Source organism: Algoriphagus sp. CAU 1675, assembly GCF_029222925.1.
Taxonomy (GTDB): domain Bacteria; phylum Bacteroidota; class Bacteroidia; order Cytophagales; family Cyclobacteriaceae; genus Algoriphagus.
Genome location: NZ_JARHUI010000005.1, coordinates 83,810 through 96,668, shown reverse-complemented (window position 1 = coordinate 96,668; position 12,859 = coordinate 83,810). Strand labels below are relative to the sequence as shown.

At 42.3% G+C, this 12,859-nt stretch carries 8 protein-coding genes; all 8 read left to right on the top strand.

Translation table 11 applies throughout. The features are described 5' to 3' along the window. The first annotated feature begins 2 nt into the window (after positions 1 to 2). The 8 genes from rplJ to fusA all read left to right on the top strand — a co-directional run bounded on the left by rplJ (position 3) and on the right by fusA (position 12,851). A complete protein-coding gene (rplJ, locus tag P2G54_RS12740; protein WP_275871720.1) occupies positions 3 to 545 on the top strand; it encodes a 50S ribosomal protein L10 in 543 nt (180 codons plus the stop codon). A gap of 48 nt (positions 546 to 593) precedes the next feature. Next, complete coding sequence (gene rplL, locus P2G54_RS12735; protein WP_275871718.1) at positions 594 to 977, top strand: 50S ribosomal protein L7/L12; 384 nt, start codon at positions 594 to 596, stop codon at positions 975 to 977. A gap of 156 nt (positions 978 to 1,133) precedes the next feature. After that, entirely contained in the window at positions 1,134 to 5,009 is a 3,876-nt protein-coding gene (gene rpoB, locus P2G54_RS12730) for a DNA-directed RNA polymerase subunit beta (RefSeq protein WP_275871716.1), read from the top strand. Between the two features lie 47 nt (positions 5,010 to 5,056). Next, positions 5,057 to 9,367, top strand: a complete 4,311-nt coding sequence (gene rpoC / locus P2G54_RS12725) for a DNA-directed RNA polymerase subunit beta' (protein WP_275871715.1) — start codon at positions 5,057 to 5,059, stop codon at positions 9,365 to 9,367. 64 nt (positions 9,368 to 9,431) lie between these two features. Next, entirely contained in the window at positions 9,432 to 9,749 is a 318-nt protein-coding gene (locus P2G54_RS12720; protein ID WP_275871713.1) for a DUF3467 domain-containing protein, read from the top strand. A 98-nt stretch (positions 9,750 to 9,847) separates the two neighbouring features. Next, positions 9,848 to 10,237: a 30S ribosomal protein S12 gene (gene rpsL, locus P2G54_RS12715; RefSeq protein ID WP_009034221.1), complete on the top strand. Its 390-nt coding sequence runs from the start codon at positions 9,848 to 9,850 to the stop codon at positions 10,235 to 10,237. Between the two features lie 20 nt (positions 10,238 to 10,257). Then, a complete protein-coding gene (gene rpsG, locus P2G54_RS12710; RefSeq protein WP_275871711.1) occupies positions 10,258 to 10,725 on the top strand; it encodes a 30S ribosomal protein S7 in 468 nt (155 codons plus the stop codon). Positions 10,726 to 10,730: 5 nt separating this feature from the next. Then, positions 10,731 to 12,851 (top strand): elongation factor G, encoded by a 2,121-nt coding sequence (gene fusA / locus P2G54_RS12705; RefSeq protein WP_275871709.1) that lies wholly within the window; start codon positions 10,731 to 10,733, stop codon positions 12,849 to 12,851. Positions 12,852 to 12,859: the final 8 nt, after the last annotated feature.

Sequence of the window (12,859 nt, the reverse complement as noted above, 5' to 3'; positions counted from 1 at the left end):
TCATGACTAGAGACGAAAAGAAAGAAATAATCGACGGTCTTACCGAGAAATTTAGAGAAAACCCTTTCTTCTACATTACTAATGCAGGTGGATTTTCTGTGGCAGAAGTAAATGATTTCAGAAGGACCTGTTTTGAGAAGGGTGTGGAATACAAGGTATATAAAAACACCTTGATCAAAAAGGCATTGGAAAATCTGGATGCAGATTTTTCCAAGCTTTCTGATGAAACATTGAAAGGATTCTCTGGAATTATTTTCTCCAAGGAGACAAGTAATCTTCCAGCAAAGGTTTTGCTGGATTTCAGAAAGAAAAAAGGTAAAAAAGAAACTAGACCAGTATTTAAAGGAGCTTCCATTGATTCCGATATCTTCATCGGGGAAGCAAATCTTGAAATGTTGTCTAATCTTAAGTCTAAGCAGGAATTGCTTGGCGATCTTTTGGGATTGCTACAGTCTCCTACTATGAACCTTATCTCTGCTTTGCAAAGTGGTCAAAACAACATCACTGGTGTGCTTAAAGCCCTTGAGGACAGAGAAGAAAAATAATTACTCAAATCATTTTAAAAAAAACGAAAAATCTAAATTTATAATACAATGGCAGATCTTACACAACTTGCAGATCAGTTGGTTAACTTGACTGTAAAAGAAGTTAAAGAATTGACAGATATCTTGAAGGATCAGTACGGAATCGAGCCAGCTGCTGCTGCAGTAGCTGTTGCAGGTCCTGCTGCTGGTGGTGCTGACGCTGGTGCTGCTGAAGAAGAGAAGACTTCTTTTGACGTGGTTTTGAAAGCCGCTGGTGCTCAGAAGCTAGCAGTAGTAAAACTTGTTAAAGAATTAACTGGTCTTGGCTTGAAAGAAGCAAAAGATTTGGTTGACAGCGCTCCTAAGGCCTTGAAAGAAGGTGTTGCTAAGGACGAAGCTGAAGGCTTGAAGAAGTCTCTGGAAGAAGCTGGTGCTGAAGTAGAGATTAAATAATTTGCTAAATCGTAACCCCAGGGTTTAGGTTTAGCTCCTAAGACCTGACTAATCTAGTCAGGTCTTTTCCTGTTTATGCTCAGGTAAAAAATTGCATTATTCTAAGCGAAATTTGTCGCATTTCGTTATTCAATATCACTATAAACATACACTACCTTGGCTATCAAGAATCAAACCGTAAGGAAAAGTTTCTCCTCCATTAAGGTGGTCAAAGACTATCCGGATTTTCTCGATATTCAGCTGCAGTCTTTCAAAGACTTTTTCCAGTTGGATACTCCTGCTGAGAAGCGCCGGGCAGACGGATTATTCAAAGTGTTTTCTGAGAATTTTCCGATCTCCGATTCCAGAGAAAATTTCACTTTGGAGTTCATCGATTATGCAGTAGACCCTCCAAAATATAGTGTGGGCGAATGTATCGATCGTGGTTTGACCTACTCCGTTCCTTTAAAAGCAAAATTGAGATTGCTTTGTCATGATGAGGACAATGAGGATTTTGAAACCATAGAACAAGAAGTCTTCTTGGGTAATTTGCCCTACATGACTGAAAAGGGTTCCTTTGTGATCAATGGTGCCGAGCGTGTCATTGTATCCCAGTTGCACAGGTCACCAGGCGTATTTTTTGCTCAAAGTAAGCACACTAACGGTACCAAGCTTTATTCAGCTAGGATTATTCCTTTCAAAGGGTCTTGGATCGAATTTGCTACTGACATCAACAATGTCATGTATGCCTATATTGACCGAAAGAAAAAATTCCCTGTTACTACCCTTTTGAGGGCGATTGGTTATGGTTCTGACAAAGATATCCTGGACTTGTTCGGTCTTTCCGAGGAAGTATCCGCTACCAAAACCGCTCTTAAGAAAGCTGCAGGTAGGAAGTTGGCTGCAAGGGTTTTAAGAACCTGGGTAGAAGACTTCGTTGACGAGGATACCGGTGAAGTAGTGTCAATTGACCGAAACGAAGTATTGCTTGAACGTGATACCGTTTTGACCGATGAGGATATTGAAATGATCTTGGATTCTGGTTCTAAGAGCATTATTCTCCATAGAGAAGATGTGAATATTGCCGATTATTCCATTATCTATAATACCCTTCAAAAAGATAATTCAAACTCCGAAAAAGAAGCTGTTGAGGTGATCTACCGTCAGTTGAGAAATACTGAGGCACCTGATGAAGCTACTGCTCGTGAGGTAATTCATAGTTTGTTCTTCTCCGATAAACGTTATGATTTGGGTGAAGTTGGACGCTATAGAATCAACAAAAAACTTGGATTGGATATTGAGGCCGAGAAGATTGTCTTGACTAAGGAGGATATCATCTCCATTGTGAAGTACCTAATCGGTTTGATCAATTCTAAAGCTGTTGTCGATGATATCGATCACCTTTCTAACAGACGAGTTCGTACAGTTGGTGAACAGCTATATAGCCAGTTTGGAGTAGGTTTGGCTAGAATGGCCAGAACCATCCGTGAACGAATGAACGTACGTGACAATGAAGACTTCAAACCAGTCGATTTGATCAATGCCCGTACGCTTTCTTCTGTGATCAACTCCTTCTTTGGTACAAACCAGCTTTCTCAGTTCATGGATCAAACCAACCCATTGGCTGAGTTGACCCACAAAAGAAGACTTTCTGCTTTGGGTCCAGGTGGTCTTTCTAGAGAAAGAGCAGGTTTTGAAGTACGTGACGTTCACTATACCCATTATGGTCGTCTATGTACCATTGAAACTCCAGAAGGTCCAAACATTGGTTTGATTTCCTCTCTTTGTGTTCATGCGAAAGTGAATTCAATGGGATTCCTTGAAACTCCTTATAGAAAAGTGAAGGATGGGAAAGTGGGAATGGATTCTGAGGACATAGTATTCCTAACAGCAGAGGAAGAAGATAACCACAATATTGCCCAGGCAAACGCTCCTTTGGATGAAAAGGGTGCTTTTGTCAATGACCGGGTTAAAGCAAGATATGAAGGTGATTTCCCTGTATTGGAGCCTTCAGAAATCAGTTATATGGACGTTGCTCCTAACCAGATTGTATCGGTTGCTGCTTCTTTGATTCCTTTCTTGGAGCATGATGATGCGAACCGTGCCTTGATGGGATCCAACATGCAACGTCAGGCTGTGCCTTTGTTGAAAGCTGAAGCCCCTATCGTGGGCACAGGCCTAGAAGGTAAAGCTGCAAGAGATTCCAGATCCTTGATTATTGCTGAAGCAAATGGTGTGGTTGATTATGTTGATGCTAAGAAAATCATAATCAAATATGACCTTACTGATGATGAGTTGTTGGTAAACTTTACTGACGAATACAAAACTTATGATCTGATCAAATTCAGAAGAACCAACCAGGATACAACTATCAATCTGACTCCTTTGGTGTTGAAAGGAGAGAAGGTTGAAAAAGGTCAGGTATTGGTTGAGGGTTATTCTACCAACAACGGTGAGCTTGCCTTGGGTAAAAACCTTAGAGTAGCTTACATGCCTTGGCAGGGATATAACTTCGAGGATGCGATTGTAATTTCTGAAAGAGTAGTAAGAGAAGATATCTTTACTTCTATCCACGTAGAAGAATTCCAGCTTGAGGTTAGGGATACTAAGCGTGGTGAGGAAGAACTGACTTCTGAAATCCCGAACGTTTCCGAGGATGCTGTAAAGCACTTGGACGAAAACGGTATCATCAGTATTGGTGCTGAAGTTAAAGAAGGGGATATTATTATCGGTAAGATCACACCAAAAGGTGAAACTGATCCTACTCCTGAAGAAAAGCTCCTTAGAGCGATCTTTGGTGATAAAGCCGGTGACGTAAAAGATGCTTCTTTGAAAGCTTCTCCATCTCTAAATGGGGTGGTTATAGAAACCAAGCTATTCTCAAGACCTAAAAAGGATAAGGATAACAGAGCCAAAGCCAAGGCTGAGGTTGAAAAGCTGAAGGCTAAGTATTCCAAAGATCTATTGGCAATCCGTGCCAGAATGATCAACAAGTTGGTGACTTTGCTGGATGGCAAAACTTCTCAGGGTGTGAAGCACAAGTTTGGTGATGAAATCATCAGCAAAGGAGTGAAGTTCAACCAGAAGAATATCGAGAATAACCTGTTCCCGGCCAAAAACCCTTACAGAGACGAGTCTAACTACAATGTTCCTGAAGAGGCTAACTTGATTTCTGACATCATTTTGGATGACTGGACTGATGATCAGCATATCAATTCATTGATTGTACAGTTGGTTAAAAACTACACCAACTCCAGAAATGAAATCAGCGGCTTGTTCAAAAGAGATAGATTCACACTTGAAGTTGGTGATGAATTGCCAGCTGGAATCGTTCAACTTGCCAAAGTTTACATTGCTAAGAAGCGTAAGCTGAAGGTAGGTGATAAGATGGCGGGTCGTCACGGTAACAAAGGTATCGTGGCAAGAATCGTAAGAGACGAAGACATGCCGTTCTTGGAAGATGGAACTCCAATGGATATCGTATTGAACCCACTGGGTGTACCTTCTCGAATGAACATCGGACAGATCTTCGAAACTGTATTAGCTTGGGCTGGACAAAAGCTTGGTAAGAAATATGCCACTCCAATTTTCGATGGAGCATCCATGGAAGAAGTTTCTGCCGAGTTGGAAGCAGCTGGTCTACCTCCATATGGCCGTACTTACTTGTATGATGGATTGTCTGGTGTAAGATTTGACCAGCCAGTAACTGTGGGTATTGCCTACATGTTGAAACTGGGGCACTTGGTTGATGATAAGATGCACGCCCGTTCTATCGGTCCATACTCACTAATTACTCAGCAGCCGTTGGGTGGTAAGGCACAGTTTGGTGGTCAGCGTTTCGGAGAAATGGAAGTGTGGGCACTGGAAGCGTTCGGTGCATCTCACGTACTTCAAGAAATCCTGACTGTGAAGTCTGATGACGTAATCGGTAGAGCGAAAGCTTATGAAGCGATCGTGAAGGGTGAAAACCTTCCTAAGCCTAACATCCCTGAATCATTCAATGTATTGGTTCACGAGTTGAGAGGTTTGGCTCTTGAAATTACCCTGGATTAATTTGGCTCATGGGGCGGGCAACCGCCCTGAACATATCTCAAAACATTATGTCGTTTAGAAAAAATAAAAAACTCAACAACGATTTTTCCCGAGTTACTATCAGCTTGGCTTCTCCAGAATCTATTCTGGATAGCTCCAATGGTGAAGTAACCCAGCCAGAGACCATCAACTACAGAACCTACAAGCCTGAAATGGGCGGGTTGTTCTGCGAGAGAATCTTTGGTCCAGTAAAGGATTGGGAATGTCATTGTGGAAAATACAAGCGAATCAGATATAAAGGCATTATCTGTGACCGATGCGGGGTTGAGGTGACTGAGAAAAAAGTACGTCGTGAGCGTATGGGACACATCGAATTGGTGGTACCTGTTGCACATATTTGGTACTTTAAGTCTCTTCCAAACAAAATCGGTTATCTTCTGGGTCTTCCAACCAAGAAGCTGGATCAGATCGTGTATTATGAGCGCTATGTGGTTGTTCAGGCAGGTATCAAAGCAGAGGAAGGAGTTCAGTATCTGGATTTCTTGACTGAGGACGAGTACCTGGATATCATGGACAAGCTTCCTAAGGAAAACCACATGTTGGATGATGAAGATCCTAATAAATTCATCGCCAAAATGGGTGCAGAGGCATTGGAGATGTTGTTGGCAAGATTGGATTTGGATGATCTTTCTTATTCTCTTCGTCACCAAGCAGCAACCGATACTTCTCAGCAGCGTAAAGCAGAAGCCTTGAAGCGACTGAAAGTTGTAGAAGCGTTCCGTGATGCAAGAACCCGTATCGAAAACCGCCCTGAGTGGATGGTCGTTCGCATGGTTCCTGTGATTCCACCGGAATTGCGCCCATTGGTTCCTTTGGATGGTGGTCGTTTCGCTACTTCCGATTTGAATGACCTCTACAGAAGGGTGATTATCAGAAATAACCGTCTGAAGAGATTGATCGATATCAAAGCTCCTGAGGTGATTTTGAGAAACGAGAAGCGTATGCTACAGGAAGCTGTAGATTCACTTTTCGACAACTCCAGAAAAGTAAATGCGGTAAGATCTGATGGTAACCGTGCTTTGAAGTCTCTTTCTGATATGTTGAAAGGTAAGCAAGGCCGTTTCCGTCAAAACTTGCTCGGTAAGCGTGTGGATTATTCCGGTCGATCTGTAATCGTAGTTGGTCCAGAATTGAAGCTTCACGAGTGTGGTCTTCCTAAAAATATGGCGGCTGAGCTTTTCAAGCCATTTATCATCAGAAAACTGATCGAAAGAGGCATTGTAAAGACCGTAAAGTCTGCTAAGAAAATTGTTGATCGTAAGGATCCAGTGGTTTGGGATATTTTGGAAAACGTTTTGAAAGGACACCCTGTTCTCCTAAACCGTGCCCCAACTCTTCACAGATTGGGTATCCAGGCATTCCAGCCAAAACTGATCGAAGGAAAAGCTATTCAGCTTCACCCATTGGTTTGTACCGCATTCAACGCCGACTTTGACGGTGACCAGATGGCGGTTCACGTTCCACTTGGTCATGAAGCAATCTTGGAAGCTTCTACTTTGATGCTTTCTGCTCATAATATCCTAAACCCAGCGAACGGTGCACCGATTACTGTACCTTCTCAAGACATGGTATTGGGACTTTATTATGTAACCAAGGGTAAAAAATCCACTCCAGAAGAACCAGTTCCTGGAGAAGGAATGACTTTCTACAGTACAGAGGAAGTTATTATTGCACTTAACGAAGGACAAATCTCACAGCATGCACATATCAAGTGTAGGGTGAATGTGAGGACTCCGGAAGGTGAGATCAAAAATCAGATCATTGAAACAGTTGCGGGTCGATTGATCTTCAACCAGTTCGTTCCTGAAGAAGTTGGTTACGTAAACGAGCTTTTGACTAAGAAAAAACTGCAGCAGATCATTGCTGAGGTAGTTAAGATTTGTGGTATCGCTCGAACAGCTCAGTTCTTGGATGACATCAAGCACCTTGGATTCCAGATGGCCTATAGAGGCGGTCTTTCTATGGGGCTAAATGATGTAATCATCCCGGAAGAAAAAGAACCAATGATCGAGAAGGCCAAAGAGGAAGTTGACCAAGTTTGGAACAACTACCTAATGGGTTTGATCACGGACAACGAACGATACAACCAAGTAATCGATATCTGGACTCGAACCAACTCTCATCTTACTAACAATTTGATGAAGAAGATGGAAGAGGATAAGCAAGGATTCAATGCGATCTACATGATGATGCACTCAGGAGCCCGTGGTTCTAGAGAGCAGATCCGTCAGTTGGGTGGTATGAGAGGTCTGATGGCTAAGCCTCAGAAAAACTTGCAAGGTTCAGTAGGTGAGATCATCGAAAACCCAATCCTTTCCAACTTTAAAGAAGGTCTAGACGTATTGGAGTACTTTATCTCTACACACGGTGCACGTAAAGGTCTTGCAGATACCGCTTTGAAAACTGCCGATGCGGGATACTTGACTCGTCGTTTGGTAGACGTAGCTCAGGACATGATCGTAACCGAGGAGGATTGTGGTACTTTGAGAGGCCTGGTTGTTCAACCATTGAAAGACAACGATGAAATAGTTGAGCCACTTTCTGAAAGAATCCTAGGCCGAGTATCTGTACATGATGTATATGATCCTATTACTGATGAATTGATTATCGAAGCGGGTGTTGAAATTGATGATGAAGTTGCCAAGAAGGTGGATGAATCAGCAATCGAAGAAATCGAAATCAGATCTGTATTGACCTGTGAGACCAGAAGAGGTGTATGTGCGAAATGTTATGGACGTAACCTGGCTACCGGTAAAATGGTACAAGCAGGTGAGTCTGTAGGTGTAATCGCAGCTCAGTCTATTGGTGAACCAGGTACCCAGCTTACTTTGAGAACGTTCCACGTAGGTGGTACTGCATCCAACATTTCCGTTGAGGCAAGTATCAATGCGAAATTTGAAGGTGTTGTTGAGTTTGAAGAGGAATTGAGATTCATCGAGACCACCAATAAGGAAGGTGAGCCAGTAACTGTTGTGATGGGAAGATCCGGTGAAATCAAAATCAATGATCCAAAATCCGGAAAAACCCTAGTATCCAACCACGTACCATATGGTGCTTTGTTGAATGTGAAAAACGGTCAGAAGATTGCCAAGAACGATTCACTTTGTACTTGGGATCCATACAACGCTGTGATCCTTTCCGAATTTGACGGTGAGGTAGTATTCGAATCTATAGTTGAGGGTATCACATATAAAGAGGTAGCGGATGATCAAACAGGATTCCGTGAAAAAGTTATCATCGAAACCAAGGATAGAACCAAGAACCCTGCAATTATTGTAAACTACGGAGGAGAGTCCAAGGCATACAATATTCCAGTAGGAGCTCACTTGGCTGTCGAAGTTGGAGATAAAGTGAAATCCGGACAAATCCTTGTTAAAATCCCAAGATCTGTTGGTAAGACAAGAGATATTACCGGTGGTCTTCCAAGGGTAACTGAATTGTTCGAGGCCAGAAACCCATCCAACCCGGCTGTTGTTTCTGAAATTGATGGTGTAGTATCCTATGGCGGTATCAAGAGAGGTAACAGAGAGATCATCATCGAGTCTAAAGATGGTGTGATCAAAAAGTACATGGTATCTCTTTCCAAGCATATCCTGGTTCAGGAAAATGACTTCATCCGTGCAGGTGAGCCATTGTCCGATGGAGCTATCACTCCAAACGACATCCTTGCTATCAAGGGACCAACCGCTGTTCAGGAGTATTTGGTGAATGAAATCCAGGAAGTATATAGACTTCAGGGTGTGAAGATCAACGATAAGCACATCGAGGTGATTGTCAGCCAAATGATGCAGAAAGTTGAAATCCTGGATGCAGGTGATACTGGATTCTTGCAAGGACAAGTGGTTGATAAGTGGGCATTCCGTGAGGAAAATGACAACATCCTGGATAAGAAAGTTGTCATGGACGCAGGAGATTCCACTACTTTGAAGCCTGGTATGATCATTTCAGCTAGAAGATTGAGAGATGAAAACTCCAGTCTGAAGCGAAAAGATCTGAAACTTGTTCAGGTGAGAGACGCAGAAACTGCGGTTTCTAAGCCAACCCTTCAGGGTATCACAGCAGCATCTTTGGGTACTGAAAGCTTTATTTCAGCAGCTTCCTTCCAGGAAACTACCAAAGTACTTTCTGAGGCAGCGATCCGAGGTAAGCGTGATGAATTGCTTGGATTGAAAGAAAACGTAATCGTAGGACACTTGATCCCGGCCGGTACAGGTCAGAGAAGATTCCAGAATCTGATCGTTGGATCTCAAGAAGAATACGACAAGCTTTCTGAAAACATGGACAGAGTAAGTAAAAAGTCTAGCGAAGCGATTCTCTAATCTTGAGTTAAATAAAAACCAAAAGGCCTGTATCCCTACAGGCCTTTTTTAATCTATATGTAAAATGGAAGACGGAAAAAACAAACCCAATCAACAGATCAATGTGGAGTTGTCGGAAGAGGTTGCGGAAGGAGTTTATTCAAACTTGGCGATGATCGCTCATTCCAACTCTGAATTTGTAATTGATTTTATCCGCTTAATGCCTGGTGTACCCAAGGCCAAGGTGAAATCGCGGATTATTGTGACTCCTGATCATGCAAAAAGACTACTTGCTGCATTAAAGGATAATATTGAAAAGTATGAGGCGGCATTCGGAAAAATCAACCAAAATGATGGAGCTCCTCAGTTTCCAATTAGCTTCGGAACTCCCGGTGAAGCCTAACAAAAATATAACTGCTTAATTTTGTTCGTCTTATTACTTTGTTTACCTTTGCAGTCCAAAATTTAACAGTTTACGGGAAAACTAAATTTTATCAGTTAATGCCTACTATTCAACAGTTAGTAAGAAAAGGTAGAACCACACTGGAAACCAAATCTAAATCAAGAGCTTTGGACGCTTGTCCTCAGCGAAGAGGGGTTTGTACCAGAGTGTACACTACGACCCCTAAAAAGCCAAACTCAGCGATGAGAAAAGTGGCCAGGGTGAGATTGACAAATGGAAAAGAAGTGAATGCTTACATTCCGGGTGAAGGTCACAATTTGCAGGAACACTCTATCGTATTGATCAGAGGTGGTCGTGTGAAGGACTTGCCAGGTGTAAGATATCACATCATCCGAGGTGCATTGGATACTGCCGGAGTGAAAGACAGAAAACAAGGTCGCTCCAAGTACGGTGCTAAAAGACCGAAGGCTGCTGCAGCCAAAAAGTAATCAAAAACATTTAAGAAGAAATGAGAAAAGCGAAACCAAAGAAGAGATATATTCTTCCTGATCCCAAGTTCAACGATACCTTGGTGACTAAGTTTGTAAACAGTCTGATGTACGACGGGAAGAAGAGTATTGCTTACACCATTTTCTACGATGCGATAGAAAAAGTAGAATCTAAGGTGGGTGAGAATGGTCTTGAGGTTTGGAAAAAAGCGCTTAACAATATTGCTCCATCCGTAGAGGTGAAGAGTCGTAGAGTTGGTGGTGCTACATTCCAAGTTCCAATGGAAGTCAGACCAGAGAGAAAGATGGCCCTTGGAATCAAGTGGATGATCACCTATGCTCGTAAAAGAGGTGAGAAGACCATGATGGACAGACTTGCTGGTGAAATCATCGCAGCTTCCAAAGGAGAAGGAGCAGCTGTGAAGAAAAAAGATGATACCCACAGAATGGCAGAAGCTAACAAGGCATTCTCACACTTTAGATTTTAATTAGGATGGCAAGAGATTTAAAATTCACCAGAAATATCGGTATCGCTGCCCATATTGATGCTGGTAAAACTACCACTACTGAGCGTATTCTTTTTTATTCAGGTGTTTCTCACAAAATAGGTGAGGTTCACGATGGTGCTGCTACCATGGACTGGATGGCTCAGGAGCAAGAAAGAGGTATCACTATTACTTCTGCTGCTACTACTGTTTTCTGGAATTATAGAGATAACAAGTACCAAATTAACATCATCGATACTCCCGGTCACGTTGACTTTACTGTGGAAGTAAACAGATCTCTTCGTGTTCTCGATGGATTGGTATTCTTGTTCAGTGCAGTAGATGGGGTAGAACCTCAGTCTGAAACCAACTGGAGATTAGCTGACAACTATAAAGTAGCTAGAATTGGTTTCGTAAACAAAATGGACCGTGCAGGTGCAAACTTCCTTGAGGTTTGTAAGCAGGTGAAAGAAATGCTGGGTAGCTACGCTGTGCCTTTGCAAATCCCTATCGGTTCAGAAGACAAATTCAAAGGTGTTGTTGACTTGATCAATAACAGAGGGATCGTTTGGAACGAAGAAGACATGGGAATGACCTATGAGGTTGTTCCTATCCCTGAAGACTTGCAGGATGAAGTAGCGCAGTGGAGAGAGCATTTGCTTGAAGCTGTCGCTGAGTATGACGAGTCTCTGATGGAGAAATTCTTTGATGATCCAGATTCCATTACTGAAGAAGAAATCCTCACAGCGTTGAGAAAAGCTACCATCGACATGAAAATTGTTCCAATGGTATGTGGTTCTTCTTTCAAAAACAAAGGTGTTCAAACCATGCTTGACTTGGTGATGGAATTGCTTCCTTCTCCATTGGATAAAGATGACTTGATTGCTCATGATTTGAATGATGAGGAAAAAGAAGTTGTAATCACTCCTAGTGAAAAAGAGCCATTTGCAGGTTTGGCATTTAAAATCGCTACCGACCCATTCGTAGGTAGACTTTGCTTCGTAAGAGCCTACTCCGGAATTTTAGAGTCTGGTTCTTACATCTTCAACAGCCGTTCTGGTAACAAGGAGCGTATCTCCAGAGTGTTCCAGATGCACGCTAACAAGCAAAATCAAATTGATGCTTTGAGAGCTGGTGATATTGGTGCAGTTGTAGGATTTAAGGATATCAAAACAGGGGATACCCTTTGTGCTGAAAATCGTAAGATTGTTCTGGAATCCATGATCTTCCCTGAGCCAGTTATTGGTTATGCAATTGAGCCTAAGACTCAAGCTGACGTTGATAAATTGGGTATGGCTATCGCTAAATTGGTAGAAGAAGATCCAACTCTTCAGGTAAATACAGATCACGAAACTGGTCAGACTATCTTGAGAGGAATGGGGGAACTTCACCTGGATATCATTATCGACCGATTGAAGCGTGAGTTCAAAGTAGAAATCAACCAGGGCGCTCCTCAGGTTGCTTACAAAGAAGCATTGTATGGTTCTGTTGAGCACAAAGAGGTTTACAAAAAGCAAACTGGTGGAAAAGGTAAATTTGCTGATATCGTATTTGAATTGGGTCCTAAAGATCCCGATCCAGAAACTGGGGAAATTAAGCCAGGTTTGGAATTTGTGAATGGTATCGTAGGTGGTGTTATTCCAAAAGAATTTATCCCATCTATCCAGAAAGGTTTTGCTGAAGCAATGAAAAACGGTCCTTTGGCTGGATATCCTATCGAGTCAATGAAAGTTAGATTGTTCCACGGATCCTTCCACGATGTCGATTCAGATGCTCTTTCCTTCGAATTGGCTGCTAGAATTGGTTTCAAAGAAGCTGCTAAAAAGTGTAAGCCGCAATTGCTTGAGCCTATCATGTCTGTAGACGTGGTGACTCCTGATGAGTACACTGGTCCTATCACTGGTGACTTAAACAGAAGAAGAGGTTTGATGAAAGGGATGGATACCAAAGGTACTTCTTCTGTAATCAAAGCTGCTGTGCCATTGTCTGAGTTGTTTGGTTACATTACCGATTTGAGAACCATCTCCTCCGGTAGAGCAACAGCATCTTTGACATTCTCTCACTATGAGCCAGTACCTAATAACATAGCAGAGGGAGTTATTGCTAACGTAAAAGGTCAGAAAGACTAATCAATATT

Coding starts and splice junctions, on each gene's coding strand:
- rplJ (WP_275871720.1), top strand. CDS start 3: ATGACTAGAGACGAAAAGAAAGAAATAATCGACGGTCTTACCGAGAAA.
- rpoC (WP_275871715.1), top strand. CDS start 5,057: ATGTCGTTTAGAAAAAATAAAAAACTCAACAACGATTTTTCCCGAGTT.
- rpsL (WP_009034221.1), top strand. CDS start 9,848: ATGCCTACTATTCAACAGTTAGTAAGAAAAGGTAGAACCACACTGGAA.
- P2G54_RS12720 (WP_275871713.1), top strand. CDS start 9,432: ATGGAAGACGGAAAAAACAAACCCAATCAACAGATCAATGTGGAGTTG.
- rpsG (WP_275871711.1), top strand. CDS start 10,258: ATGAGAAAAGCGAAACCAAAGAAGAGATATATTCTTCCTGATCCCAAG.
- fusA (WP_275871709.1), top strand. CDS start 10,731: ATGGCAAGAGATTTAAAATTCACCAGAAATATCGGTATCGCTGCCCAT.
- rplL (WP_275871718.1), top strand. CDS start 594: ATGGCAGATCTTACACAACTTGCAGATCAGTTGGTTAACTTGACTGTA.